Raw genomic sequence first — 25,511 nt, forward strand, 5'->3', positions numbered from 1 at the left:
CCAGCCTTCCCCCGCAGGGGAAGGTCCATTGACGGGATCACCAAGCAACCGACAAGGAGGAGTGAACGATGCTGAAATCCCTGTCTCTTGATCGCCGGACGGCATTCGACATCGCCAATGTCGTTGCCGGTCTCGGTCTTCTGCTGTCGCCCTGGTATCTCGGCTTCGCGGCCGAGACCGCCGCGGCGTGGAACGCCTGGCTCGTCGGGGCCGCGATGACGCTGATCGCGCTGGCCGCGCTCTTCGCGTTCCACAGGCTTGAGGAATGGGCCAATGTCGCCCTTGGCCTCTGGGCGGTGATCGCGCCCTGGGTCCTGGGCTTCGCGACCCTCGCGGCGGCGATGTGGGTGCATGTGATCGCCGGTCTGGTCGTCGCGATCTTGGCGGGCGTCAGCCTGTGGTCGGGCGACGACCGGCCCTATTCGACAGCGTGACGTCCCGAACGGCCCGGCAACCCGCCGGGCCGTTTTCTTGTTCTCCGTCTGGTCTCGGGCGAGAAGGGAAATCACCACCGATCAAACGGAGATTGCCGATGTCGATGAAAATCCCCCGACTGCGCGCGGCCGTCATCACGCTGTGCACGATCCTGGCGCTGGTCGCGCCGCCCCAAGCGGCTGTCGGGCAGCCCATGCCCGAGGCTGGGGGCGGTATTCCCACCATCGCCCCGATGCTGTCGCGCGTGACCCCGGCGGTGGTCAATATCGCGGTGGTCTCGGAAACCCCGGCAGTATCGAACCCGCTTTACAACGATCCCTATTTCCGCCGCTTCTTCGATCTTCGCGACCCGCCGATGCGGCGGCAGATGAGCGCCGGCTCCGGCGTGATCGTCGATGCCGAAAACGGCTATGTGCTGACCAACCATCACGTCGTCGCCGAGGCCAGCGCGATCAGCGTCACCCTGAAGGACGGGCGCCAGTTCCGGGCCGAGCTCGTCGGCGCCGACCAGGCCACGGAAATCGCCCTGCTGCGGATCGAGGCCGAGGATCTGGTCGCGCTGGAGATCGGCGATTCCGACCGCCTTCAGGTCGGCGATTTCGTCGCCGCCATCGGCAACCCCTTCGGCCTGGGCCAGACGGTGACCTCGGGCATCGTCAGCGCGCTGGGGCGCAGCGGCATCAGCCGCGAGGGCTATGAGGATTTCATCCAGACCGACGCCTCGATCAATCCGGGCAATTCGGGCGGCGCTCTGGTGACGCTGGACGGCCGGCTGGTCGGCATCAACACCGCCATCCTGACCCCGGCAGGGGGCAATATCGGCATCGGCTTCGCGGTGCCCAGCAACATGGCCGTCGCCGTGATGCGGCAGCTGATCGAGCACGGCGAGGTGCGGCGCGGCAGGCTGGGCATCGGCATGCACGATCTGACGCCCGACCTGGCCGAGGCGCTGGAGCTGGGCGGCATCCACGGCGCGGTGATCGCGAATGTCGAGCCCGGCTCGCCCGCCGAGAAGGCGGGGTTGAAGGCGGGGGACGTGGTGACCGCTGTCGACGGCGCCCCGGTGCAGGGCGCCACGCATCTGCGCAACCGGCTGGGCCTGACGCCCGTCGGCAGCACCATCCGCCTGACGGTCAGGCGCGAGGGGGATGCGCGGGAGGTCGCCCTGACCATCACCGCCGATGCGACCTCCTCCGGTGATTTCGCCGGCACGCCGCTGGATGGCGCCCGGCTGCGCAACGCCTCGGCGGAGGAGGCGCGCCGGGCGGGGGGTGCCGGGATCATGGTCGACAGCGTCGAGCCGGACAGCCTTGCGGCCTGGATCGGCCTGCGCCGCGGCGACATGATCGTCGCCGTCAACCGGACGCCGGTTTCCTCGGTCGCGGATTTGCGTGGCATGCTTGCCGGCCGCCGAGCCGTCGCGGCGCTGGAACTGATCCGCGACGGCAGCCGTCTTTTCATCGTCGCAAGGTGAACGACGGCGGCGGCATGGAGAGGGCCAGGAAGACGCAGGGTGTTGTCACCGATGCCTGGGCGTCGCTCATCTGACGCAGCCCCGGACCCTGCCGGTTTCAGAATGCCAGCCCGCAGGCCCTGCGGATGGCGATCTGGACGGGCGAGGGCGGCAAGGCCGGGTCGAACTCGCCCTTGGGCAGCAAGGGCGGCTGGGCCATGAAGCGGGGTCTTGTCCCCCGGTGCGGCTGTGCGGCATGGACCAGGAACGGATGGCACAGATAGACCGTGCCCGCCGCGCCGGTCGCCAGCACCTCGGGGCAGGTCTCGGTCGAGGCATAGCCGTTCGCCGACAATTGCCGTAGCGTCGCGCCTGCCGCCCCATGGGGCAGCAACTCGCGGGCAATGGCCATATGCGAGCCCTGCCTGATCCGGGTCGGTGCATCGCCGGGCCCGACATCCGAGAACAGGAACAGCATCAGCAACGCGCGGCCACTGCTTTTGACATTGACCCGCCACTCCATGAAATCCGGGCTGTCGCCGAAGCTCATGTCCACATGCCAGCCATCGTCGCCGGGGGCGATGGGCGAGGGGAAGCGGATCGGGAAACTGCCCAGCCCTTGCGGCGCAAGCCAGCGCGCCGGCCCGGCAAGCTGGCCATAGGCCCGATGCAGCAGCGGGGTGTTGGCGGCCTGGACGAAGGCGGGCGTGGGCATCGATGCGATCCGGATGACGGGTCGCGTCCAGCCCTCGGGCCGGTCGGGCGAGAGGCCCGTCGCCGCCCACAACTCGTCCCGGCATTGCTGGGCGAGGTCGGTGGGGAAGGCGCCGTCGATCCTGACGAAGCCATCCTCGATGAAGCTTTGAACCTGATGCTTGGTCAGGCCGGTGGGTTCGGGATTGGTCATCACGCATTCTCCGCTTGGCGCCCCAATCGCGGGCGCCGTGTCGATCTGATGGCGCGAAAGCGCCGGCGGCAGGGCCGGTCAGATCAGCGGGAAGAATGTGGACATGAACATCATGGTCGGAATTTAGGGCGGGCAGCCGGGGGCTGCAAGCCGTGTCCCCTGGCCGCTTGCGACCTGTTTCCCCTGCTCGCGGTTATCGAGGGGCATTCATTGCCCGGCCAGCAGGCACCCCAGCCATCGTCAGGACAGATGCCCTGATATCGTCCAGAGCGCCGGGGAGTGATCGCCCGCCCTGATCCTCTGCGCCCGGCTCAGTATTGGTCATGCAGCCTGAGCCAGCTCATGGCGCCGTTTTCATTGCGGCCCTTGGGGGTGAGGTCCAGCCAGTTGAACGCGCCCATCAGCAGTTCCACGCCGCGGTGATAGGTGGAATAGCTGTGGAAGAGGACGCCGTCCTGCCGCACGAAGATGCTGACCCCGAACATGTCCGGGCTCCTCTCGATCACCGTCCCGTAGTTGTAGATCGCCCGGCCGGCCGCGCGATCCTCCTTGGTGAACGAGACGCCGAAATCGTAGTTGAAATCGCCGTCTCCCGAGGACAGCCAGGGAAAGCGCCAGCCCATGCGCCGTCGGACCTCCTCGATCCGTCGGATCGGCGCGCGCGAGACGGCGGCGAAGGCCAGGTCGGCCTGCTCAAAATGCTGGCGGGCGGCATCCACATGATCGGCGACGAAGGCGCAGCCCGAGCAGAGATGATCCGAACCCGGCGTCAGCATGAAGTGATAGATGGCAAGCTGGCTGCGGGTCCCGAACAGGTCGCCCAGCGTCACCTCGCCGTCGGGCCCCATGAAGCGATAGGGCTTGTCGATGCGGACCCAGGGCATCCGCCGCCGCTCGGCGCGCAGGGCGTCGAGCTGGTGGGTCATGTCGCGTTCGCGGGCCAGCAGCGCCTTGCGGGCCTCCAGCCATGCATCGCGGGAAACGATGGCTTGGGTCATGGTCAGTCTCCTTTCCGGGTTGGGTCTTGGCCTGCCATCAGCCGCAACCAGGGCGGCAGGTGGAACAGGCTCATCAGCAGATACATCATGGTCATGCCGTACAGCGGCAGCGGACCGGGCCCGGACAGGCAGAGCGCGGGCGAGGCCGCCGTGATCCAGGCCATGACGGCGAAGCAGGGCGCTGCCGCAAGGGCCAGCCAGCCTGCCGCGCCGGGCTTTCCCGTGGGCGTTGTCATTCCGGGCCTCCCGTCCGATGCTTTGCAGCAACGACACTAGGACGGGGCGGCATCCGGGCGTGAGTAACAAGCATGACGGGATTGCGGCGGCTGCGCAGGCGCTGGCGGCGGGGGATGCGCTGACGGCGCTGAAGCGGGTCGCCTTGCGCGACGATCCGCCGGCTCTGGCGCTGCGCGGCATCGCCATGGCGCAGCTGGGCGATCTCGACCGGGCGCGGGACCTGCTGCGCCGCGCCGCGCGGGGGTTCAGCGCCGATCCTGCGGCCCGCGCCCGCTGCCGGCTGGCCGCGGCGGAAATCGCGCTGGTCACGCGCGACCTGGGCGCTCTGGAGCAGGCGCTTGGCACGGCGCGAGGCGCGCTTGCGGCGCAGGACGACCGGGCGAACGCCGCCCATGCCGGCTACCTGCAGGCCCGGCTGCTGCTGCTGACCGGGCGTCTCGATCAGGCCGAGGCGGTGCTGGGGACGCTGGATGCCGCCGCGCTGCCCCCGGCGTCGCGTCCCGGCTGCTGGTTGGTCGCCGCGGGCATCGCCATGCGGCGCATCCGGGCCGGCGATGCGCGGGCCGCGCTGGACCGGGCCGCCCGTGCCGCGCATCAGACAGGCATCGCCGCATTGGCGGCCGAGGTCGCACAGGCGCGCGCCGCCTTCGACGCCCCGGCCGGGCGGCTGATCGAAAGCGGGCGCGAGACCCTGCTGGACCTGTCCGGGGTCGAGGCGCTGCTCGGCTCGGACATGCTGCTGGTCGATGCCTGCCGCAACCTTCTGCGCGGCGGCGCGACGCTGGTGCCGCTGGCCGGGCGGCCGGTGCTGATGGCGCTGCTGCGCGCGCTGGCCGAGGCCTGGCCCGGCGACGTGCCGCGCGAAACCCTGCTTGTGCGCGCCTTTCGCGCTCGCCAGGCCGACGAGTCGCATCGCGCCAGGCTGCGGGTCGAGATCGGGCGGCTGCGTGGGCAGCTCGCCCCGCTGGCCGGGATCAGGGCGACCCGCCGGGGCTTCATGCTGGAGCCTTGCCGCGGGCGCAGGATCGCCGTGCTGGCCCCGCCGGTCGAGGGTGATCATGCCGGGCTGCTGGCCCTGCTGGCCGATGGCGAGGCCTGGTCGAGCTCGGCGCTGGCCCTGGCGCTGGCTGTCAGCCCGCGCAGCGTGCAGCGCGCGCTGGCGGTGCTGGACGAAGCGGGCAGGGTGGAGTGGTTCGGCCACGGCCGCGCCCGGCGCTGGATCGCGCGGAGCGTGCCGGGTTTCCCGACAAGCTTGTTACTCCCGGCACCCGTGCCGATGCGCTAGGGTGGAGCCATGAAACGCATGGCTGAAATCATCCGCGAATATGGCCCCTTTCCGGGGATCGAGGAGGTGCATGGCGTCAGTTTCGACGGAAGGCAGGTCTGGTTCGCCAGCGGCGAACGGCTGAACGCGCTCGACCCCGACAGCGGCGAGCTACTGGGCGCGCTAAAGATCCCCGCCGATGCCGGCACGGCCTTCGACGGCCGGCATCTGTTCCAGATCGCCGGGCCGGTCATCCGCAAGATCGACCCCGAGAGCGGCGCGGTTCTGGCGACCATTCCCGCGCCCGAGGGCGGCAATTCCGGGCTTGCCTGGGCCGAGGGCACGCTCTGGGTGGGCCAGCATCGCGGGTGCCGCATCCATCAGGTCGATCCCGAGACCGGCGAGGTGCTGCGCAGCATCGACTCCGACCGCTTCGTCACCGGCGTGACCTGGGCCGACGGCGCGCTCTGGCACGGCACCTGGCAGGGCGAGGAAAGCGACATCCGCCGCATTGACCCCGCAACCGGCGCGGTGCTGGAACGGCTGGAGATGCCGCCGGGCACCGGCGTCTCGGGACTGGAATCCGATGGCGGCGAGCGGTTCTTCTGCGGCGGTGGCGGCAGCGGAAAGCTGAGGGTCGTCCGTCGTGGGAAGGCGGCTTCGGCTGCGACGTAAGGCTCTCGGAGATTGTTTCGCGGACCGGGCCCAAGCGGCGGACCTGACAGCGGGGCCTCAGCAGGCTATGCTGTCGGGGTCCTTTCCACCAGCCACCGGGAGGCAGCGATGAGCGACGATCACACCGGCAAGGGCGTCCTGCATCTGCCGGCCGGCGAGGGACGGCGCTACGCCCTTGGCCGGATGACGGCGGTGTTCAAGGCCGACGAGGACGAGACGGCTGCGCACTACAGCGTCTCGGAATGGTGGCTGGAGCCCGGCGCCGACGGCCCGGGCGCGCATTCGCATGAGGGCAATGACGAGATCTTCTACGTGATCGCCGGCACCATCAGCTTCCTGGCCGGGGAGGACTGGCTGGACGCGCCGCAAGGGACGTTCCTGCGTATTCCCGCCGGCGTGACCCATGACTTCTGGAACCGCACCGTCGAGCGTGTCGGTCTGCTGAACGTCTTCATCCCCGGCGGGTTCGAGCGCGACATGCCCGCCATCGCCGACTGGTTCAGGGACAATCCCTAGGCTGATGCGCAGCAAGGCCACGATAGTGAGGTTTCACGGCTGCGGGACGCCTTTTTGAACGAGACCCTGTTCCGCAACCTCGCCCATGCCTGAACCGCCCCGGGATTGCCGGAGGCTCCCCCTCTTGAGAGTAAGGAGCCATCATGACGAAACGGAACGGCAATACCTATTCACCTGAAGTGCGCGAGCGCGCGGTTCGAATGGTTCTGGAGCACCGGGGCGAGTATGCTTCGGAATGGGAAGCGATCAATTCGATCGCCTCGAAGATCGGCTGCACCGGCGAGACGCTTCGCGGCTGGGTGCGGCGTGCGGAGCGCGATGCAGGCATGCGCCCTGGGGCGACGAGCGCGGATCTGTCGCGGATCAAGGAGCTTGAACGGGAGGTTCGCGAGCTTCGTCAGGCCAACGAGATCCTGCGCAAGGCGTCGGCTTATTTTGCGATGGCGGAGCTCGACCGCCCACTGAAGCGATGATCGCCTTTATCGACGCTCACCGTGATGCGTACGGGGTCGAGCCGATCTGCCGTGTGCTGCCGATCGCCCCGTCGACCTGGCACGAGCATGCCGCCCGGCGCGCCGATCCTTCCCGATTGCCGGCGCGCGCGAAGCGGGATGAGGTGCTGAAGGAGGAGGTGCGGCGGGTGTTCGACGAGAACTTCGGCGTCTACGGCGTGCGCAAGGTCTGGCGGCAGATGAAGCGGGAGGGCTTCGACATCGCCCGCTGTACTGTCGCACGGCTGATGAAGAGCATGGGCCTGCAGGGCGTGATCCGCGGCAAGCCGGTGAAGACCACCATCAGCGACAAGGCGGCACCTTGTCCGCTCGACAAGGTCAACCGGCAATTCCAGGCGCCGGCGCCGAACCGGCTGTGGGTAAGCGACTTTACCTATGTGTCGACCTGGAGAGGCTTTGTCTACGTGGCCTTCGTCATCGATGCCTATGCCCGCCGGATCGTCGGCTGGCGGGTGAGCAGAACGGCGCATGCGGGCTTTGTTCTCGATGCGCTCGAACAGGCGCTGCATGATCGCCGCCCGATCCATGGGGGCGGTCTGGTGCATCATTCGGATAGAGGCGTCCAATATGTGTCGATCAAGTATACCGAGCGCCTGGCCGAAGCGGGCATCGAGCCCTCCGTCGGCAGCGTAGGCGACTCTTACGACAACGCTCTCGCCGAGACGATCAACGGCCTGTACAAGGCCGAAGTGATCCATCGGCGCGGGCCATGGCGCTCGTTCGAGGCTGTCGAGTTCGCGACGCTGGAATGGGTCGACTGGTTCAACAATCGCCGGCTGCTCGAACCCATCGGCAACATCCCGCCGGCCGAAGCCGAGGAACGCTACTACGCTATGCTGGAAGCCCAACCCATGGCCGTGTGACTCAAACCAAAATGCCTCCGGCAATCCCGGGGCGGTTCATGCCCGCGAACTGACGGCGGCTTGGGTTGCCGATTACAACACCGCGCGGCCCCACTCGGCACTGGGCTACCAGACCCCCGCAGGCTTCGCCCTGCACCTGACCACCGCAATCGCCCGACCCGCTGCGCGAGACAAAAGCTTCGAGTGCCGGGCGATTGCTCAAACCGCGCCGAAAGGCGTAAATCACCACCGGGCTCCGGTCGAGGCTGGGTGAAAGACCCGTGGCAGGTCACCATGGCTGGCGTTCGTCCGCTTCTGTCCCCGGAAGTCGACCTCGGCATTGCGGCAAGAGCTTGGTATCGTAGCGTGCCTGGATGATGTCCACCTCCTTGAACAAACACGCTGAATGTAGAGCTGGCGCATACGGACATCACACAATCTGCATCAGAGCCAGTTTTCCATGCCGGTTCACAATCTGGGCTTCGATCCGGTCATGGCCTACAACCAGCCCGAGCCCAGCGTCCCGCTGGCGGATCGCGGCCATGTCTCCGACAACGTTCGCAAAGCCATGGAGGCGCACAACGTGGTGCCCGTCATCCCGATGCGCAAGACCCGCAAGCTGCGCGTGGCAGTGGATCGCACCCTCTACCGTCTCCGCAACATCGTCGAGCGCTGCTGCAACAAGCCGAGGAACGCCCGCCGTGTCGCAACCCGCCATGGCAAGACCGCCGAAAGCTTCCTGGGCTTCATCGACATGGCCTCGATCCGCCCCTGGCTCCGCCATTCGTCAACATGACCTGGGGGCGAGTTTCAGGCAAGGTTCGCGTCACGTCCGGTCAGGCCCACCGGCGGCACAGCACCAGTTTCGCCGCAAGCCCCTGATCGGCCCGGAAGAATTCCAGCCGTCCGCCATGCTGCGCGGCGATGGTCGAGACGATGGCCAGCCCCAGCCCGACACCCGGGGCCGTGCCCGCGTTGCCGCCCCGCTGGAAGGCGCCGGTCAGGCGGGCGAGATCTTCTTCCGTCAACACCGAGCCGCGATCGGTGACGGTGATCCACGCGTCATCCGCATCGCCATCCACCATCACCTCGGCCTCGCGTCCGTATTTCAGCGCATTGTCGATCAGGTTCGACAGCGCGCGGCGCAGCGAGGTGGGCTGGCCGCGCATCAGGATGGCGTGGGTCTCGACCGGCTGGCGGCGGCTGCGGGCAAACAACGTTCCCGCGCGGGCGGCCCGGATCGGCGCGGGGACAAGCCGCACGGGCATGTCCACGTCCTGATAATCGGCCACCACCGCCTCGGCCAGAGAGGTCAGAGAGAGTTGCCGGAACGGCTCGGCCCCGATCTCGGCGCGGGTATAGGTCAGCACGCCTTCGATCATGGTCGTCATCTCGTCGATATCATGCTCCAGCTTGCTGCGCAGGGTATCATCCTCGATCAGTGTGCTGCGCAGCCGCAGCCGCGTGGCGGGGGTGCCCAGATCGTGGCTGACCCCCGACAGCACCAGCGCGCGGTTCTCCAGTGCGGCGCGGTCCTGCGCGACATAGGCGTTCACCGCCTCGGCGGTCTGGCGCAACTCCTCGACGCCTCCCACCGGCAGGGCGGCGTTGCGCGCCCGGTGGTCGCGCAGCGCGGCGGCGAAGCCGGCGAAGGCGCCCGAGACCTCGGCCACCCAGCCCAGCAGCAGGATCAGCGCGCCCGCCAGCACCAGCGCCGCCAGCAATCGCCGATCCGGCGGCGCGGCGTCGCAGCCCCAGATCGCGGCGCCCTCGATGCGCATCCACGGCCCCGTATCGAACTGCACGAACAGCCGGGGCGTGCTGCAGAACCGGGCCAGCGTGCGCGTGACCGATGCCAGCCCCGCCGCCTGAGAACCGCCGCCGAAGCTCTGCACCTCGGCGACCGGATATTGAATGTCGGGCGATTGGACCCGGATCGACAGCCGCGCGCCGCGCGACAGATCGGGCCGCCCGCCGCCGGTCAGCGTCAGCAGCGTCTCGCGCCATCCATTCGGCAGAGAGGGCGCGGCTCCCTGCTGCACCATCGTCACGCCCGCCGGCAGGGCGCTGCGATTTTCCAGTGAATCGTGCAATGCCAGCCCGGCGATATAGGCGCGGTCCAGATGCGTCTGCCAAGCCGCTTGGCTGGCCATCCACAGCCAGACGCCGCCACCCCCGGCCGCCATCGCCAGCACCACCCACAGGCTGGCCAGCCAGCGCAGGCTGAGGCGGCTAAGCATCGTCGCGGCTGACCTCGGCCGCCAGCACATAGCCGGTGCCGCGCTCGGTGCGGATCAGCGCCGGGTCGGTCTTCTGGCGCAGCCGGCCCACCAGCATGTCGATGGCCCGGCCCCCGGCGGCTTCGTCATGGTCCAGCGCCGCGGCGATTTCCTCGCGCGTCAGCGGGATCAGCGGGTTGGCCAGAAACACGCGCAGCAATGCGGTTTCGCGTGAGGACAGCGAGACCTGCCAGCCGCCCGGCGCCGTCACCTCGTCGCGCCGCGCGTCATAGCGCCAGCCCTGAAAGCGCAGGATCGCGTCGCGGCGGCGATGGGTCAGGCTGGGCGCGCGGCGGGCGCGGCGCAGCACGGCGCGGATGCGGGCCAGCAGCAGGTCGGGGTTGAAGGGCTTGGCGATGTAATCGTCCGCACCGACCTCGTAGCCCGCCATGCGCTGATGATCCGCCGACAGCGCCGAGACCATGACGATCGGCACATCCTGCGCCGCGCGGATCTCGGCGCAGATCTGCACGCCGTCATCCTCGCCCAGCGACACGTCCAGCAGGATCAGGTCGACCCGGCCCGCCCGCAGCGCCTCCAATGCGCCGGCGCGGCTGTCGGCGCGGCTGACATGGAAGCCCTGTCGTTGCAGATAGGCGGCCAGCATCGCCGCCATCTCGGCGTCGTCCTCGACCAGAAGCAGGCGATGCAGGCTCATGTCTTCCTCCCGGCCTTCGACATATCACTTCGTAACAGTTTGTAACATAACGGTGGGAAATCCGCCTTGCGCATGGCTGTGTTGCGTTGCGCGAATGGCCGCGGCTTTGGCATGATCCTTTCACGGCGCGGTCCCTGCAAGGTCCGTGCGATCAAGATCTGGGAGGATCCATGACCATGAAACCCCTTCTGGCGGCTTCGACCGCCGTGATGCTGGCCGGGCCGGTGCTGGCCGAGCCGCAGGCCGAAGTGCTGCACTGGTGGACCTCGGGCGGCGAGGCACGCTCCGTCGCGGTGCTGCAAGAGCAGTTCGCAGCCGAGGGCGGCAGCTGGACCGACATGCCCGTGGCGGGCGGGGGCGGCGACGCGGCAATGACCGCGCTGCGCGCCCGCGTGCTGTCGGGCAATGCGCCGACCGCCGTGCAGTTGAAAGGCCCGGCCATTCAGGAATGGTACGAGGAAACCGGGCTGGCCGATATCGGTCCCGTGGCCGAGGAAAACGGCTGGGAAGCCGTCCTGCCGGCGCGTATCGCCGAGCACATGCAATGCGAAGGCCAATGGTGCGCCGCGCCGGTGAACGTCCATCGCGTGAACTGGATCTGGGGCAACAAGCAGATCCTGGACGAGCATGGCATCGCGATGCCGACCACATGGGAGGAATTCAACGCCGCTGCCGAGACGCTGAAGGCGGCGGGCGTGACGCCTCTGGCCCATGGCGGGCAAAGCTGGCAGGACGCGACCGTGTTCGAGACCGTCGTCCTGGGCCTGGGCGGGCCGGAATTCTACCAGCAGGCGCTGGTCGACCTGGACCCTCAGGCGCTGAACTCGGATACCATGCGCCAGGTGTTCGACCAGATGCGGGTGATCCGCGGCTATGTGGACGACAATTTCTCGGGGCGCGACTGGAACCTCGCGACCGCGATGGTGATGAACGGCGAGGCCGCCTTCCAGATCATGGGCGACTGGGCCAAGGGCGAGTTTCTGGCCGCCGACAAGAAGCCGGGCGTGGATTTCGTCTGTGCCCAGACGCCCGGCGGCGGGTTCCTCTACAACGTCGACAGCTTCGCCTTCTTCAACGTCGATGGCGATGACCGCCAGCAGGGGCAGGCGCTGCTGGCCCGCCTGATCATGGGCGAGGATTTCCAGAAGACCTTCAACCTCAACAAGGGCTCGATCCCCGCGCGCACCGACGTGGCGCTGGACGAGTTCGACGATTGCGCCCGGCAATCGGCCGAGGCGATGAATGCGGGTGCGGAAAACGGTTCCCTGCTGCCCTCCTATGCGCATGGCATGGCGCTGCGCGGCGCGCCCGCCGGGGCGATCACCGATGTGGTGACGGCGCATTTCAACAGCGACATGACCTCGGACGAGGCCGTGGAGCAACTGGCCAACGCCGTCGCGAGCGCGATGTAAGGCCGACAGCCCCGCATCCGGCCGCAAGCCCGGGTGAGGGGTTTCCTTTCTGGGGGAAATCGGGAAATGGAATGGCTTGAACGCAACGTGCCCAAGCTGGTCTTGGCGCCGTCTTTCGTGGCGATTCTGGTGTTCGTCTATGGCTTCATCGCCTGGACTGCCTGGATCAGCCTGACACGCTCGCGCCTGATGCCGCGCTATGAATTCGAGGGTATCGGACAATACGAGCGCCTGTTCGCCGCGCCGCGTTGGGATGTGGCGATGGACAACCTGTTCATCTTCGGCGGGCTGTTCATCGTGATCTCGATGGTGATCGGGCTGATGCTGGCGATCTTTCTGGACCAGAGGATCCGCGCCGAGGGCGTCCTGCGCACCGTCTACCTTTATCCGATGGCGCTGTCGCTGATCGTGACGGGGACGGCGTGGAAATGGATCCTGAACCCCGGTCTGGGCATTCAGGCCACCGTGCGAAGCTGGGGGTTCGAGAACTTCACCTTCGACTGGCTGATCCGCCCCGAGATGGCGATCTATACCATCGTGCTGGCCGCCGTCTGGCAGGCCTCGGGTTTCGTGATGGCGCTGTTCCTGGCCGGGCTGCGCTCGGTCGATACCGAGATCATCCGGGCCGCGCAGGTGGACGGCATCCCGACGCACCGCATCTATTCCGCGATCATCATCCCGACCATGGCGCCGATCTTCCTGTCGGCCTTCATCGTGCTGGCGCATCTGGCGATCAAGGCGTTCGACCTGGTGATCGCGCTGACCAATGGCGGCCCCGGCTATGCGACCGACCTGCCTGCGACCTACATGTACGCGATGGCGTTCTCGCGCGGCGATCTGGGTCAGGCGGCGGCAAGCGCGATGGTCATGATGATGGTGATCTTCGCCATCGTCGTTCCCTATCTCTATAGCGAATTGAGGCCCCGCCATGACAAGTAAGGCCGTGACCAGTAACACCATGCTGCGTTGGGGCCTTTATGCGGTCCTGATCCTGTTCGCGCTGTTCTACCTGATGCCGCTGTTCGTGATGCTGACCACATCGCTGAAAAGCCTTGAGGAAATCCGCACCGGCAGCCTCTTGTCGCTGCCGCGCGAACTGACCTTCGCCCCCTGGGCCGAGGCGTGGTCCAGCGCCTGCGCGGGCACGCAATGCCAAGGGCTGCGGCCGTTCTTCTGGAACAGCGTTCTGATGGCGGTGCCTGCGGTCGCGATCTCGACCATCGTGGGGGCGCTGAACGGCTATGTCTTCGCGCAATGGCGGTTCAAGGGGGCGAACCTGTTCTTCGCGGCGATCCTGTTCGGCTGCTTCATCCCGTTTCAGGTCGTGCTCTTGCCGATGGCGCAGATGCTGGGGCTGATGGGCATCGCGGGGACGATTCCGGGGCTGATCTTCGTCCATGTGATCTATGGGATCGGCTTCACCACGCTGTTCTTCCGCAATTACTACGTCACCATCCCGCAGGAACTGGTGCGCGCGGCCAAGGTGGACGGGGCGGGGTTCTTTCGGATCTTCTTTGCGATCTTCCTGCCCCTGTCGCTGCCGATCATTACCGTTTCGGTCATCTGGCAGTTCACGCAGATCTGGAACGACTTCCTGTTCGGCGTCAGCTTCAGCGGGCCGGGCAGCCAGCCGGTCACGGTCGCGCTGAACAACATCGTCAACTCCACCACCGGCGTGAAAGCCTACAACGTGGACATGGCCGCCGCGATCATCGCGGCAGCGCCCACGTTGCTGGTCTATGTCATCGCCGGCAAATACTTCATCCGCGGCCTGACCGCCGGCAGCGTGAAAGGGTAAGCCATGCCGATCCTCGAAATCGACCATCTGCAGAAAGCCTATGGCGACACGCATATCCTGCATGACATCAACATCAGCATAGAGCCGGGCGATTTCCTGGTCCTTGTCGGTCCCTCGGGCTGCGGCAAGTCCACCTTGCTCAACTGCATCGCCGGGCTGGAGCCGATTACCGGCGGCACCATCCGCATCGGCGGGCGCGACGTGACCGGCGTGTCGCCCAAGGACCGCGACATCGCCATGGTGTTCCAGTCCTATGCGCTTTACCCGACGATGAGCGTCGCCAGGAACATCACCTTCGGGATGCAGGTGCGCGGCGTGGACAAGGCCACGCAGGCCGCGAAACTGGCCGAGGTCGCCCGGCAACTGCAGATCGAGCCGCTTTTGGCCCGCAAGCCCGGCCAGTTGTCGGGAGGGCAGCGCCAGCGGGTGGCGATGGGCCGGGCGCTGGTGCGCGATCCCAAGCTGTTCCTGTTCGACGAGCCGCTGTCCAATCTGGACGCCAAGCTGCGCGTGTCCATGCGGACCGAGATCAAGAAGCTGCACCAGGATCTGAACGCCTCGATCGTCTATGTCACCCATGACCAGATCGAAGCGATGACGCTGGCCACCAAGATCGTCGTGATGAAGGGCGGCGTGATCCAGCAGATCGGCACCCCGGCGGAAATCTACAACCGCCCGGCCAACATGTTCGTGGCCGATTTCATGGGCAGCCCGGCGATGAACCTGATCCCGGCGCAGGTGCGCTCCGAAGGCGGCCAGACCCGCATCGAGATTGCGCGCGAGGGTGCGGCGCCGCTGGTCATCACCGACCCGGTGGCGCGCCAGCTTCCGGCCGAGATCGTCCTGGGCGTCCGTCCCGAGGATATCCACGAAGCGACCGGCAGCGCCCATCTGCCGGGGCTGGCGCAGGGCGCGGGCGGCGAGGTGATGATCGAGATCGTCGAGCCTGCGGGCGCGGATACCTTTGCCGTCACCCATCTGGGCGGCAAGCCGGTCACGGCGCGGCTGCGCGCGGAAAGCGCGGTTCGGGCGCGGGCGATGTTTCCGCTCGCCTTCGACCTCTCGAAAGTGTCCTACTTCTCGCCCGAGAGCGGAGAGCGGTTGAACTAGGACAAGCGCGACGGCGTTGCTTCCGTGCGATCCGGGGCGCGCCGATCAGCGACTGGGCGCGCCGTCGCGGCGCGGTCAGGATCTGGCGATCCGAGGATCGCGCGAAAGCGGCCCCGTATCGCCAAGGCAGGGGGTAAGCTGATCCTGGCCCCCTGCATGCTCTGCCGTCCCGCTGCCGGGGATGGAAAAGTTGCAATCTCGCATTCATGCCCCGTGACCTGCCACGGGATTTTTCCTCCAGATGCGATTAGAGTCCGATCCAAGTTGAGGACGGACAATGAAGCGAACGATATGAACCGAAGAGCAGATTATTGGCATCCTGGCCGAGCATGAGGCTGGTGCGAAGTGCGCCGATCTGTGCCGCAAGCACGGCATGTCGGAAGGCACCTTTTACAACTGGAAGGCCAAGTTCGGCGGCATGACGGTTTCGGAGGCGAAACGGCTGAAGGCGCTGGAGGATGAGAACGCGAAGCTGAAGAAGCTGCTGGCCGAACAGATGCTCGATCTGGCGGCCATGAAAGATCTGGTTTCAAAAAAGTGGTAGGGTCCGCCGTGAAGCGCGAAGCCGTCGCATATCTGCAGGCCGAACACGACCTGTCGGAACGACGGGCCTACCTCATCGTCGGTGCGGATCGGAAGATGATCCGCTATCGGTCACAACGCCCGCCCGACACGGAATTGCGCGGACGGCTGCGAGAACTCGCCAACGAACGGCGTCGGTTCGGCTATCGACGCCTATTCATCCTGTTGCAACGCGAGGCCGAGCCTTCCGGGATCAATCGGATCTACCGTTTGTATCGCGAGGAAGGGTTGACGGTGCGCAAACGGAAGGCTCGGCGCAAGGCGATCGGGACACGGGCGCCGATCCTGGTCGAGGCGCGGCCCAATGCACGCTGGTCGCTGGATTTCGTCCACGATCAGTTTGCCCACTGCCAGCGTTTCCGAGTGCTGAACGTGGTCGACGATGTCACCCGTGAATGCCTGGCCGCCATCCCGGATACCTCGATCTCGGGGCGACGGGTGGTGCGCGAATTGACAGCCCTGATCGAACGCCGCGGAAAGCCGGGAATGATCGTCAGCGACAACGGCACGGAGCTGACCTCGAATGCCATCCTGCGGTGGTGTTCCGAGCACCGGATCGAATGGCATTACATCGCGCCAGGAAAACCCATGCAAAATGGCTTCGTGGAGAGTTTCAACGGACGGATGCGGGACGAGTTGCTCAATGAGACCATGTTCCGCAATCTGGCTCACGCTCGCGTCGCAATTGCGGCTTGGGTGACCGACTACAACACCGAACGCCCGCATTCGGCCTTGGGTTACCAGACCCCGGTCAACTATGCGCACACCCTGACCACCGCAATCGCCCGCCCCGCTACGCGAGATGAAAGCTCCGCGCGTCGGGAGATTGCTCAACCCGCGCCGATTGGCGTAAACAGCAACCGGGCTCCAGTTGCCGCTGGAGGAAAATTCAGGGGCAGGTCAGTGGTGCTGGCCAGCTGCGGGAGTTCGACACGACCCTGCATTTGTTCAAATCCTAAGATTATCAAAACAAATTTTTGTCCCGCTGCAGCGGCGGATAGCCTCGTCGTCAGGAAACCGACGGAGGACGGATCTCATGACCGACGACATGCTTCATGTCATGGAATGGCATAATGGCGAGAAGGACTTTTCCCCTTTCTCGGATGCCGAGATGCAGCGACGCCAGGACGACATGCGCCGCTGGATGGCCGGGAACGGAGTCGATGCGGCACTGTTCACCTCGTATCACTGCATCAACTATTATTCGGGCTGGCTCTAGGCCGTGTTGACAAACGGGGTTCACCGGGCGGGCTGAACATGATTCAAGCTGGTATCTGCGACGGAGACCAGCTTGGCACGAGACCTGATGTCGGACGGGGAATGGGCGATCCATGAGCGCTTCATCCTATCGAGGCGCTACAAACGGCGCAACCGCATCGAGATCATGTTCGGCCGCCCGAAGGATTGGCGGCGTGTCGCGACCCGATACGACCGGTGCCCGGAAACCTTCCTCTCTGCGATCATGCTGGCCGCAACCGTCTTGTTCTGGCTGTGAAACTCAATGAGTCTGGACCCTAGGGTCAGGACTCGTTCTCGTGTCATAGCCAGAAGATGACGGTAGCCGCGAGGGCTATGGCGGAGAGAAAGGCCTTCGGGGACCGGTCATAGCGGGTGGCCACCCTGCGCCAATCCTTTAGGCGGCCGAACATGATCTCGATCCTGTTTCGGCGTTTGTAGCGGCGCTTGTCATGCTTGACGGGCCTGCTGCGCGATTTCCTGGCCGGGATGCAGGGCTTTATCCCCTTGTCTTTCAACGCATCTCTGAACCAGTCAGCGTCGTAGCCGCGGTCCGCCAGCAACCATTCGGCCCTCGGCAAACTGCCCAACAGGGCGGCTGCGCCCGTGTAGTCGCTGACTTGGCCAGCAGTCATGAAGAACCGGATCGGGCGGCCATCGGCGTCCGCCACGGCATGCAGCTTGGTGTTCATGCCGCCCTTGGTTCGGCCGATCAGACGCCCCCTTCGGTCGCCAGAGCCCCTTTTTTCCACCGCAGGCTGGTCGCCGTGCGGTGCGCCTTCAGATAGGTCGCGTCAATCATCACCGTCTTCGGAACAGCGGCCTCGGCGGCCAAGCCATCCATCATCCGGGCGAAGACCCCCTTGTCGCTCCACCGCTTCCAACGGTTGTAGAGGGTCTTCGGTGGGCCATACTCCCTTGGCGCATCGCGCCAACGCAAGCCGTTGCGATTGACGAATATTATGCCACTCAGCACGCGCCGATCATCGACGCGTGGCTTTCCATGGCTCTTGGGGAAGAACGGTGCCAGACGCGCCATCTGCGCGTCAGTCAGCCAGAACAGGTTGCTCATCGGTCAGTCTCCTCGCAGAGCCTGAATCATGATGAAACAGCAAAATCAATGGGTCCTGACCCTAGCGATGTGAGATGAGCCTGAAGATTCCTTGCCGGCACCAAATGTTCTATTGTTGACACAGTTTTGATGCCTGATCACCCCCAATTTGAGCGTTCTCAGTAAGTGATATCCTACTCGATTGTGAGCATATGATCGGTGGACAAAAACATGCAACTCTGCCATGTTAGGTAGCTTGGGAATGTTGAGGAAATAGATGCTTATATATTCAACTAGAACTGATTTTTGTAAGCAGGCCCTCCGCTATGAACTGCACAAGCGCCCCGGCCAAGATTTATTGGTGTTCCTGCCGGGCTTGCGGAGAGTCGGATCTACGCGAGTGAATTACTATAGTCGAATTACTTGGAGCCCACTTTTCTCAGCTTCTTGCCTATATGTATCTGATCCGTGTTTGGACAATTCGAGACCAGAACTTAGAGGGTCATGGTTTCAAGGCTGCGAGGAAGTATTTGCCGTCGAGCAATTGGCGAACGATATCCGTGCGATGTCATCCGACTTCAACTTTTCCGAAGCTCGGACGGTGCTATACGGATCGTCCCAAGGTGGTTTTGCCGCTCTTGCATTGGGCACTTATCTGACAGCTGCCAAAGTCTTGGCGGAGTGCCCCCAATCAGATGTCCGGCTGTTCAACCTTAAAACGGACACCAGCAGAGCTGCCAAATTTTGTTACGGGGTGGATAGTATTTCTGCTGTGCCAAAGACATTCGATAATCGTCTGAGTCTCATGGCCCTCTACAAAAGTATAGGTTTCGCCCCAAGAAACAGGATACTCGTCAAGCAGACAGATACGCATGCTGTCGATTTTCATGTTAAACCGCTCAAAGATGCCTTTAGCAACAGAACGGACGTCCATGTTTTCGATGGGGCCCTTGGAGAGGGTGGTCACAGCGCATTGCCCAAAGAGATCATTGTTGATGAGATCAATGCACTTCTCGCCTGATCCGTGATACCTCTTCGCCGACTGTACCTGATGTTAGTCGAGAGGCCAGTCGTTCAGCCGGTCATGTGCCTGGCGGTGTTGGCTGGGCAACTGCGCGAGCCCGCTCAAGGATGGCCGAGAGAATCGAGCGGCAAGATGCGTGTCGATGACGCCGCATCGCCCGCACACCTCTCCCTGAAACAGCATTTACCGCATGGCTGGTGAGCAGTCAGCCTTGGCCAGCGCGCATCCGGCGGTCCGCGATCTCGAAAGAGGGAGCCACCGTAACCGGAAGCACGATAATCGCCTCTGTGGATTGAGAATATGCTCGCTGCGATCCTGTTCGCTGCGGCCCGCGGGTTTCTTGCGGCCTCATGGTCCCACCCGCTGCGATTGCTGCGGCGCAGCCTTGCCCGTACTGGCGAATTTCATCACATATTCGGGCAGGTCCGAATATGGTGCAGGTGAGAACGGCAGTAGAAACAACAGATCCTCGTTGGCATAGTGCAGCAACACGTCCACATGGGAGTGTTGTTGTCACGCGGTTTTCTTCAGCTACCACCCGCTTGGCATCCCATTCGGCTATGCCCCGAACGCGCAGAGCGGGTCCAATGGATCACCGATACCCCGCTCGCCAATCCCTCCATCTGGTCGAGCGATCTACCTTCACCGCATTGACCGGCAGCCGCCGAGAGGTAGGTGCCAATGCACACCTCGACAACAACCGGCTACCAGCCGATTCCGAATACCCACATTCCGTCACCGAATCATGTCCAGCGCATTGATGCCTCTTATTTTGCCTGCAGCCCGCAGGCGAACCGCATATCGGGCATCAAACCGCGCGGCCCGGTTTCCGCTTCCCGTCCATGAGCTCGCAGAAGGTGGCGAAGTCCGGTTGCTCGGGCTTGATGATCGAGAAGGGAGTGCCCTTGCGGTTGCTACGCGATGCGGAGGGTGGGCGAGAGCAGAACGGAGCGATTCGACATCATCCCCGCACAATTTCGCGTGATGATGACGATCGCCCGGAGGATGTTTGCCGAAGACGCCGGTGAAACCATCGACAAGATCCCGGTGGAGAGGGCGATTCGCCTGATCGGGTGCGCTCGGCGGGACCCCACGGAAGCTGTTCGGCAACACTTGGCCCCGCGCGCGCGATCCCGCCTATGGCATTCGTTGACGCATTGTGCCATGAGCGGGGCGGCGGTTATGTTCCGCCGAGGGATCGCCGTGTGTGCATTGGCCGGTCCGGGGCATCTGCCCCATCTACTGTTTTGAGTATTTGCATGTATCCGAGTTTTTACACGGCCATCGCGTTCTCTAACGTATGAAGTTTTGACAGGACGACCAACATGTTCGACAATAAATCCATCCTGATTACAGGCGGGACCGGCAGCTTTGGCAAGAAGTATGTCCAGACGCTGCTGTCGCGGTTCAAGCCCCGAAAGATCATTGTCTTCTCGCGCGACGAACTGAAGCAGTTCGAGATGCAGCAGAAGTTCAACGATCCCTGCATCCGCTACTTCATCGGCGACGTGCGCGACCGCGAGCGGGTGCTGCAGGCGACGCGCGGGGTGGATTACATCATCCATGCCGCTGCATTGAAACAGGTGCCGGCGGCGGAATACAACCCCGTCGAATGCATCAAGACCAATATCGACGGGGCGCAAAACGTCATCCATGGCGCCATCACCAACAATGTCGAGAAGGTGATCGCGCTTTCGACCGACAAGGCGGCGAACCCGATCAACCTCTATGGCGCGACCAAGCTTGCCTCGGACAAGCTCTTCGTCGCCGCGAACAACATGGTGGGCGAACGCCGGACCCGTTTCGCCGTGGTGCGCTACGGCAATGTCGTGGGCTCGCGCGGTTCGGTCGTGCCGTTCTTCCAGGGGCTGATCGACCAGGGCGCGAAAAGCCTGCCGATCACCGATACCGACATGACCCGCTTCTGGATCTCGCTCCAGCAAGGGGTGGATTTCGTGCTGAAGAACTTCACCCGCATGCATGGCGGCGAGATCTTCGTGCCGAAGATCCCCTCGGTGCGCATCGTCGACCTGGCCCGCGCCATGGCGCCGGGGCTTGAACAGCATGTGATCGGCATCCGCCCCGGCGAAAAGCTGCACGAAATCATGTGCCCGGCCGATGACAGCCACCTGGCCGTCGAATACGATGACCATTTCGTGCTCTCGCCCTCGATCCGCTTCTACGATCACGACGTGGACTATTTCTCGAACGGCATCGGCGAGTCCGGCAAGGCCGTGGGGCGTGGCTTCGAATACAATTCGGGCACCAACACCCACTTCCTGAGCGTGGACGAGATCGTGGAGTTCAACGCGAAGGCCATGGCATGATCCCTTATGGCCGCCAGGACATCGACGACGCCGATATCACGGCGGTGGTCGAAGTCCTGAAAAGTGATTTCATCACCCAGGGCCCGGCGGTGCCGCGTTTCGAGGCGGCGCTGAGCGACTGGTGCGGCGTGCCGCATGCGGTGGCGATGAACAGCGCCACCTCGGCGCTGCATGTCGCCTACCTGGCGCTCGGCCTCGGACCCGGCGACGAGTTCTGGACGGCGCCGGTCACCTTCGTCGCCACTGCCAATGCCGCGCTTTATTGCGGGGCGGAGGTGCGCTTCGTCGACATCGACCCGGTGACCTACACGCTCGATCTCGACCGGCTGGAGGCGATGCTGGTCGTGGCGGAGGCCGAGGGACGGCTGCCGAAGATCGTGGCGCCGGTGCATCTGGCGGGACAGTCCTGCGACATGGCGCGGCTGGCGGAGCTTGCCCGCCGCTACGGCTTTCGCGTGGTCGAGGATGCCAGCCATTCGATCGGCGCCTTCTTCGGCAATGCTCCGGTCGGCGACTGCCGCTTTTCCGACATCTGCGTCTTTTCCTTCCATCCGGTGAAGATCATCACCACCGCCGAGGGCGGGGCCGCGACCACCCGCGATCCCGAACTGGCGCAGAAGATGGAACTGCTGCGCAGCCATGGCGTGACGCGCGACCCTGCCCTGATGCGCAACGAGCCGCATGGCGGCTGGTATTACGAGCAGGTGGCGCTTGGCTACAACTACCGGATGACCGACCTGCAGGCTGCGCTCGGCGCCAGCCAGATGGCCCGGCTTGCGGGCTTCATCGAGGCCCGCCACGCCCGCCGCGCGGTCTATGACGAGCAGCTGCGTGGCCTGCCGCTGCAACTGCCGCATCAGGCGGAGGGCCAGCGCTCGGCGCTGCATCTCTATCCCGTGCTGGTGACGCAGGACGCACCGCTCGACCGCCGCGCGTTGTTCGACGCGCTGCGCGCAGCCGGGATCGGGGTGAACATGCACTACCTGCCGGTCTACCGTCAGCCCTGGTACGTCGAGCACGGCTTCCCGCAGGACGAGTGCCCGGTGGCCGAGGACTACTATGCCCGCGCGCTCTCGATCCCGCTCTATGCCACGCTGAGCGAGGCCGACCAGGCGCAGGTCATCGCCACGCTGCACCGGCTGCTCTGTTGAGGAGGGGATATGACTGTTATCCCGGTGATTGTCCAAGCGCGGATGAGTTCGACTCGTCTGCCAGGCAAGGTCATGCAGACCTTGCGAGGCAAAACCTTCCTTGAGCATTGCATAGACCGCTGCACGCGGATCGAAGGCATCAGCGAGGTGATCGTCGCCACCACGGACCGGCCGGATTGCGACGGGATCGCCGACCTGGCCCAGGCCCGTGGCTACAGGGTGTTTCGCGGCTCGCAAGAGGATGTGTTGTCACGTTATCTGGGGGCTGCGTGCGAGGTGGGGGCTGATGCGGTGATGCGCATCACCTCCGATTGCCCGCTGATCGACCCAGCCGTGGCCTCGATGGTGGTGGCAAAGTTCCGCGAGGGCGCGCATGACCTCGTGACCACCAATATCCCGCCGAGTTGGCCCAACGGCATGGATGCCGAGGTCGTCACCATGGCGGCGCTGGAGGAGGCGGGCCGCGAGGCCACCGCCAAATCCGAGCGCGAACATGTGACGACCTTTATCCGCCGCCGCCCGGCGCGTTATCGGCTGTTCAGCTTCCCCTGTCCGATGGAGGGGGTGGCGCACTGGCGGATGACGCTCGATACGCCGGAGGATCGCGACTTCTTCGCTAGGCTGGCCGAGGATTTCCCCGGCTGTTTCGAGACCGCGGGCTGGGAAGATCTGTTTCGCTTTATCGCTGATCGACCCGATCTCTGGGCGATCAATACCGATGAGCGGATGTGACCGGGGGTGCCTGGTCCGACCGAACTGGAAGGATTTGGAAGATGTTTGTTCTCAGCCAGATTCCGGCTGATCTGAAACGCGAGGTTCTTGCCTGGCGCAATGCCGAGGCAGTGCGCTGCAGCATGATCACTCAGGACCCAATCAGTGAGGAAAACCATTTCACCTGGTGGGACCGGGTGGCCGAGGATCGCAGCAAGCGGTTGCTGATGCTGGCGGATGAGGCCAGCGTTCTGGGTGTCATCACCTTCTTTGGTATCGAGGGAGGTAGTGCCTGGTGGGGCTTTTACCCTTCGACAGATGCCGAAGGCCGCACCCGGGCCGATCTGGCCAGTTGGCTGGCGATGGAACAGGCGGCGCTGGTCTACGCCTTCGATGTCCTGAAGCTCGACCGCCTGCTGTGTGAGACTCGGCATGACAATGCGGGTGTACTGAGTCTGCACGACCGGGTGGGATTCCGTACGCTGGCGCCCGACGATTTTCCCAATGCGCTGGCGCATAAGCTGATCGTCAAGGAGATGGACAGGGTGCAATTTTCTGCCCTGCGCAAGGCGGGCGATCTGCCCGATGCCTCGATGCTGAAGGTCGAACCGCATGTCTTCGACCTGCCGCCCGAGCCACAGAATCGCATTGCGGTGCTGGGCAGCGCCAACTGGGATCTGGGCGCGCGCACCCTGGCTGACAGGTTCAAGATATGGACGGGTCAGAGCGTGCACGTTCATACTCCGCCCTTTGGTCAGGCCATGCTGCAACTGCTCGATTCCGGGTCTGATCTCCGTCGATCGCAGCAGGATCTGTGGATATTCGCCGACCGCTACGAAGATTTTTGCGATCCCTTCGCCGTGCCCGGCATGACCGCCAATGAGATAGTCCAGGCGCGTTTTTCTCGCTATCTGAGCTTGATCCGCCAGATGCGGACCGAGTTGAAGGGGGTCTTTCTTATCCATGACATCGCCCCGACGAAGGCTTGGCCGCAAAGCTTGACTGAACGAGTCGACGGCTCTGGCCCAGTCGGTCACAGCTGTGCAGCAATGAATGCCGAACTCGCGGCGCTGTGCCGCGATCTGCCCGATTGCCATCTGCTGCCGGTGTCCTCGGTGATTGATGAGGTAGGACGGCGCAATGCCGATCCGGGCAAATACTGGCTTCTGGGCCGCATCGCCTATGGTGGGGCTTTCTACGAGGCCTGGAGCCGGATGGTTGCCGGCTTCCTGTTGGCACTGCGCGGCCAGACCGCTCGCGCGGTAGTCTTCGATCTAGACAATACGCTCTGGGGCGGGGTGATCGGCGATGACGGGATTTCCGGCATCCAGCTCAGTTCGGATTACCCGGGCAATGACTTCAAGGCGGTGCAAGGTGTGGGCGCGGCGCTCAAGGCGCGGGGCCTGCCGCTGACCATCTCCAGCAAGAATACCGAACATGTCGCGTTGGACGCGATTCGCAATCATCCCGAGATGGTGCTGCGTGAGGGCGACTTTGTCACTCATCGCATCAACTGGAACGTCAAGTCCCAGAATATCCGTGAAATGGCGGCAGAACTGTCGCTGGGGCTGGGATCGTTCATGTTCATCGACGACAATCCGGTGGAGCGTGCCGAGGTGCGCCGCAATGCCCCCGGTGTGATCGTTCCGGAAATGCCCGAGGATGTCTCACTCTGGCCCGAGTTCATCTTGGATCATCCGGCGCTGGCTGCGATCTCATTGTCGGCCGAGGATCTGGGGCGAGTGAAATCTTACGAGATCCGTCGCCAGATTATCAACGCCGAACAGAATGCCATCTCGCGCGAGGCTTTCCTGGCTGAGTTGGGAATGACGCTGGAGGTGCTGCCCGTTACCGAGGCGACGCAGCAGCGTGTCAGCCAACTGATCGCCAAGACCAACCAGTTCAATACCACTGCGCGGCGATATTCCCAATCCGATCTGGCCGATCTGGCTGCGCGGGGCGGTGAATTGCTGACCCTGCGTTTGAAGGACAAATACGGATCGGACGAGTTGATCGGAGTCGTTGTCGCGGACTACCGGCCTGAGGAGGGGACGACCGTGGTCGATAACTTTATCATGTCCTGCCGGGTGCTGAACCGGGGCGTTGAGGCGGGCGGACTGGCCGTGCTGTCGGAGCGCGCGCTGCGGCGCGGCTGCACGGCGCTGCGCGGCCAGATCATCCCGACTGAGCGTAACGAACCCTGCCGCAAGCTTTACAGCGACAACGGTTTTGTCCCGCTGGAGGATGGCTGGTTTGAACATCCGCTGGGGGCAAGCCCGCTGCCGCGCCCGGCTTGGCTTACGGTCGAGACCAATGAATAACGAGGGGAAGCC

21 protein-coding genes, 6 pseudogenes and 1 other annotated feature are annotated in these 25,511 nt (G+C 64.6%); of the genes and pseudogenes, 21 read left to right on the forward strand and 6 right to left on the reverse strand.

Translation table 11 applies throughout. The features are described from left to right. Positions 1-68: 68 nt before the first annotated feature. Together QPR87_RS19560 and QPR87_RS19565 are read left to right on the forward strand one after the other, a co-directional pair. Entirely contained in the window at positions 69-434 is a 366-nt protein-coding gene (locus tag QPR87_RS19560; protein WP_017998447.1) for an SPW repeat protein, read from the forward strand. Positions 435-532: 98 nt separating this feature from the next. Then, entirely contained in the window at positions 533-1,909 is a 1,377-nt protein-coding gene (locus QPR87_RS19565) for a DegQ family serine endoprotease (protein ID WP_285050953.1), read from the forward strand. A gap of 97 nt (positions 1,910-2,006) precedes the next feature. On the opposite strand, the gene QPR87_RS19570 is transcribed toward QPR87_RS19565, so the two are convergent. The 3 genes from QPR87_RS19570 to QPR87_RS19580 form a co-directional block, all read right to left on the reverse strand. After that, positions 2,007-2,795 (reverse strand): phytanoyl-CoA dioxygenase family protein, encoded by a 789-nt coding sequence (locus QPR87_RS19570; protein WP_285050954.1) that lies wholly within the window; start codon positions 2,793-2,795, stop codon positions 2,007-2,009. Positions 2,796-3,106: 311 nt separating this feature from the next. Then, positions 3,107-3,793, reverse strand: a complete 687-nt coding sequence (locus QPR87_RS19575; protein ID WP_285050955.1) for a DUF899 domain-containing protein — start codon at positions 3,791-3,793, stop codon at positions 3,107-3,109. 2 nt (positions 3,794-3,795) lie between these two features. Then, positions 3,796-4,029, reverse strand: coding sequence for a hypothetical protein (locus QPR87_RS19580; protein WP_214273065.1), 234 nt, complete (start codon positions 4,027-4,029; stop codon positions 3,796-3,798). 59 nt (positions 4,030-4,088) lie between these two features. Here QPR87_RS19580 and QPR87_RS19585 point away from each other — a divergent pair, with 59 nt between their 5' ends. From QPR87_RS19585 to QPR87_RS19610, 6 genes and pseudogenes are all read left to right on the forward strand, one after another. Then, positions 4,089-5,315 (forward strand): helix-turn-helix domain-containing protein, encoded by a 1,227-nt coding sequence (locus QPR87_RS19585; RefSeq protein WP_285050957.1) that lies wholly within the window; start codon positions 4,089-4,091, stop codon positions 5,313-5,315. Between the two features lie 9 nt (positions 5,316-5,324). Further along, positions 5,325-5,969, forward strand: a complete 645-nt coding sequence (locus tag QPR87_RS19590) for a Vgb family protein (protein WP_285050960.1) — start codon at positions 5,325-5,327, stop codon at positions 5,967-5,969. Between the two features lie 108 nt (positions 5,970-6,077). Continuing rightward, positions 6,078-6,485 carry a cupin domain-containing protein gene (locus QPR87_RS19595; protein WP_285050962.1) on the forward strand — a complete coding sequence of 136 codons (408 nt, stop codon included), beginning with the start codon at positions 6,078-6,080 and terminating at the stop codon, positions 6,483-6,485. 143 nt (positions 6,486-6,628) lie between these two features. Next, positions 6,629-7,860, forward strand: a protein-coding gene (locus tag QPR87_RS19600; protein ID WP_285050963.1) for an IS3 family transposase whose coding sequence is annotated in 2 segments (ribosomal slippage) — positions 6,629-6,920 and positions 6,920-7,860 — 1,233 coding nt in all. Because the reading frame shifts where the segments join, the coding sequence is not laid out codon by codon here. Next, positions 6,913-7,029: a sequence feature (AL1L pseudoknot), on the forward strand. It overlaps the preceding gene by 117 nt. Positions 7,861-7,888: 28 nt before the next feature. Next, positions 7,889-8,113: pseudogene (locus QPR87_RS23780) on the forward strand (integrase core domain-containing protein); the annotation flags it as partial. Positions 8,114-8,314: 201 nt separating this feature from the next. Next, a pseudogene (locus QPR87_RS19610) lies at positions 8,315-8,635 on the forward strand (transposase family protein); the annotation flags it as partial. A 40-nt stretch (positions 8,636-8,675) separates the two neighbouring features. On the opposite strand, the gene QPR87_RS19615 reads toward QPR87_RS19610, so the two are convergent. Then, the gene (locus QPR87_RS19615; protein WP_011749651.1) at positions 8,676-10,079 is read right to left on the reverse strand and encodes a sensor histidine kinase; all 1,404 of its coding nucleotides are present in this window, start codon (positions 10,077-10,079) and stop codon (positions 8,676-8,678) included. Continuing rightward, on the reverse strand, positions 10,072-10,776 hold the full coding sequence (locus QPR87_RS19620; RefSeq protein ID WP_011749652.1) for a response regulator transcription factor: 705 nt from the start codon (positions 10,774-10,776) through the stop codon (positions 10,072-10,074). Before QPR87_RS19620 ends, QPR87_RS19615 begins: the two co-directional genes overlap by 8 nt. Before the next feature lie 170 nt (positions 10,777-10,946). On the opposite strand from QPR87_RS19620, the gene QPR87_RS19625 reads away from it, so the two are divergent. The 7 genes and pseudogenes from QPR87_RS19625 to QPR87_RS19655 all read left to right on the forward strand — a co-directional run. After that, positions 10,947-12,188, forward strand: a complete 1,242-nt coding sequence (locus tag QPR87_RS19625; protein WP_285050966.1) for an ABC transporter substrate-binding protein — start codon at positions 10,947-10,949, stop codon at positions 12,186-12,188. A 66-nt stretch (positions 12,189-12,254) separates the two neighbouring features. Next, a complete protein-coding gene (locus QPR87_RS19630) occupies positions 12,255-13,127 on the forward strand; it encodes a carbohydrate ABC transporter permease (protein WP_011749654.1) in 873 nt (290 codons plus the stop codon). Continuing rightward, the gene (locus QPR87_RS19635) at positions 13,117-13,986 is read left to right on the forward strand and encodes a carbohydrate ABC transporter permease (RefSeq protein ID WP_285050969.1); all 870 of its coding nucleotides are present in this window, start codon (positions 13,117-13,119) and stop codon (positions 13,984-13,986) included. Before QPR87_RS19630 ends, QPR87_RS19635 begins: the two co-directional genes overlap by 11 nt. A gap of 3 nt (positions 13,987-13,989) precedes the next feature. After that, positions 13,990-15,096, forward strand: coding sequence for an ABC transporter ATP-binding protein (locus QPR87_RS19640; protein ID WP_104494012.1), 1,107 nt, complete (start codon positions 13,990-13,992; stop codon positions 15,094-15,096). Between the two features lie 307 nt (positions 15,097-15,403). Then, a pseudogene (locus QPR87_RS19645) lies at positions 15,404-16,560 on the forward strand (IS3 family transposase); the annotation flags it as partial. Positions 16,561-16,714: 154 nt separating this feature from the next. After that, positions 16,715-16,894, forward strand: a pseudogene (locus tag QPR87_RS19650) (creatininase); the annotation flags it as partial. A 135-nt stretch (positions 16,895-17,029) separates the two neighbouring features. Continuing rightward, a pseudogene (locus QPR87_RS19655) lies at positions 17,030-17,173 on the forward strand (transposase); the annotation flags it as partial. Positions 17,174-17,216: 43 nt separating this feature from the next. Here the strand turns inward: QPR87_RS19655 and QPR87_RS19660 are convergent. Next, a protein-coding gene (locus tag QPR87_RS19660; RefSeq protein ID WP_502921628.1) for an IS5 family transposase occupies positions 17,217-17,986 on the reverse strand; the annotation gives its coding sequence in 2 pieces (ribosomal slippage) (positions 17,217-17,663 and positions 17,666-17,986; 768 coding nt in all). 544 nt (positions 17,987-18,530) lie between these two features. Here QPR87_RS19660 and QPR87_RS19665 point away from each other — a divergent pair. From QPR87_RS19665 to QPR87_RS19690, 6 genes and pseudogenes are all read left to right on the forward strand, one after another. Continuing rightward, the gene (locus QPR87_RS19665; RefSeq protein WP_285050971.1) at positions 18,531-18,986 is read left to right on the forward strand and encodes a hypothetical protein; all 456 of its coding nucleotides are present in this window, start codon (positions 18,531-18,533) and stop codon (positions 18,984-18,986) included. Positions 18,987-19,889: 903 nt separating this feature from the next. Next, positions 19,890-19,986: pseudogene (locus QPR87_RS19670) on the forward strand (IS66 family transposase zinc-finger binding domain-containing protein); the annotation flags it as partial. 328 nt (positions 19,987-20,314) lie between these two features. Continuing rightward, entirely contained in the window at positions 20,315-21,316 is a 1,002-nt protein-coding gene (gene pseB / locus QPR87_RS19675; RefSeq protein ID WP_011746443.1) for a UDP-N-acetylglucosamine 4,6-dehydratase (inverting), read from the forward strand. Beyond that, positions 21,313-22,467 (forward strand): UDP-4-amino-4,6-dideoxy-N-acetyl-beta-L-altrosamine transaminase, encoded by a 1,155-nt coding sequence (gene pseC, locus QPR87_RS19680; protein WP_285050973.1) that lies wholly within the window; start codon positions 21,313-21,315, stop codon positions 22,465-22,467. Before pseB ends, pseC begins: the two co-directional genes overlap by 4 nt. 9 nt (positions 22,468-22,476) lie before the next feature. Continuing rightward, the gene (locus tag QPR87_RS19685) at positions 22,477-23,199 is read left to right on the forward strand and encodes a cytidylyltransferase domain-containing protein (RefSeq protein WP_285050974.1); all 723 of its coding nucleotides are present in this window, start codon (positions 22,477-22,479) and stop codon (positions 23,197-23,199) included. Between the two features lie 41 nt (positions 23,200-23,240). Beyond that, the gene (locus QPR87_RS19690; RefSeq protein WP_285050976.1) at positions 23,241-25,499 is read left to right on the forward strand and encodes an HAD-IIIC family phosphatase; all 2,259 of its coding nucleotides are present in this window, start codon (positions 23,241-23,243) and stop codon (positions 25,497-25,499) included. The last annotated feature ends 12 nt before the right edge of the window (positions 25,500-25,511 follow it).

Source organism: Paracoccus sp. SSJ, from assembly GCF_030234105.1.
GTDB classification, from domain to species: Bacteria; Pseudomonadota; Alphaproteobacteria; order Rhodobacterales; family Rhodobacteraceae; genus Paracoccus; species Paracoccus denitrificans.

Coding starts and splice junctions, on each gene's coding strand:
- pseB (WP_011746443.1), top strand. CDS start 20,315: ATGTTCGACAATAAATCCATCCTGATTACAGGCGGGACCGGCAGCTTT.
- QPR87_RS19575 (WP_285050955.1), bottom strand. CDS start 3,793: ATGACCCAAGCCATCGTTTCCCGCGATGCATGGCTGGAGGCCCGCAAG.
- QPR87_RS19640 (WP_104494012.1), top strand. CDS start 13,990: ATGCCGATCCTCGAAATCGACCATCTGCAGAAAGCCTATGGCGACACG.
- QPR87_RS19620 (WP_011749652.1), bottom strand. CDS start 10,776: ATGAGCCTGCATCGCCTGCTTCTGGTCGAGGACGACGCCGAGATGGCG.
- QPR87_RS19595 (WP_285050962.1), top strand. CDS start 6,078: ATGAGCGACGATCACACCGGCAAGGGCGTCCTGCATCTGCCGGCCGGC.
- QPR87_RS19630 (WP_011749654.1), top strand. CDS start 12,255: ATGGAATGGCTTGAACGCAACGTGCCCAAGCTGGTCTTGGCGCCGTCT.
- QPR87_RS19565 (WP_285050953.1), top strand. CDS start 533: ATGTCGATGAAAATCCCCCGACTGCGCGCGGCCGTCATCACGCTGTGC.
- QPR87_RS19665 (WP_285050971.1), top strand. CDS start 18,531: ATGTCATCCGACTTCAACTTTTCCGAAGCTCGGACGGTGCTATACGGA.
- QPR87_RS19690 (WP_285050976.1), top strand. CDS start 23,241: ATGTTTGTTCTCAGCCAGATTCCGGCTGATCTGAAACGCGAGGTTCTT.
- QPR87_RS19560 (WP_017998447.1), top strand. CDS start 69: ATGCTGAAATCCCTGTCTCTTGATCGCCGGACGGCATTCGACATCGCC.
- QPR87_RS19635 (WP_285050969.1), top strand. CDS start 13,117: ATGACAAGTAAGGCCGTGACCAGTAACACCATGCTGCGTTGGGGCCTT.
- QPR87_RS19590 (WP_285050960.1), top strand. CDS start 5,325: ATGAAACGCATGGCTGAAATCATCCGCGAATATGGCCCCTTTCCGGGG.
- QPR87_RS19625 (WP_285050966.1), top strand. CDS start 10,947: ATGACCATGAAACCCCTTCTGGCGGCTTCGACCGCCGTGATGCTGGCC.
- QPR87_RS19580 (WP_214273065.1), bottom strand. CDS start 4,029: ATGACAACGCCCACGGGAAAGCCCGGCGCGGCAGGCTGGCTGGCCCTT.
- QPR87_RS19685 (WP_285050974.1), top strand. CDS start 22,477: ATGACTGTTATCCCGGTGATTGTCCAAGCGCGGATGAGTTCGACTCGT.
- pseC (WP_285050973.1), top strand. CDS start 21,313: ATGATCCCTTATGGCCGCCAGGACATCGACGACGCCGATATCACGGCG.
- QPR87_RS19570 (WP_285050954.1), bottom strand. CDS start 2,795: ATGACCAATCCCGAACCCACCGGCCTGACCAAGCATCAGGTTCAAAGC.
- QPR87_RS19615 (WP_011749651.1), bottom strand. CDS start 10,079: ATGCTTAGCCGCCTCAGCCTGCGCTGGCTGGCCAGCCTGTGGGTGGTG.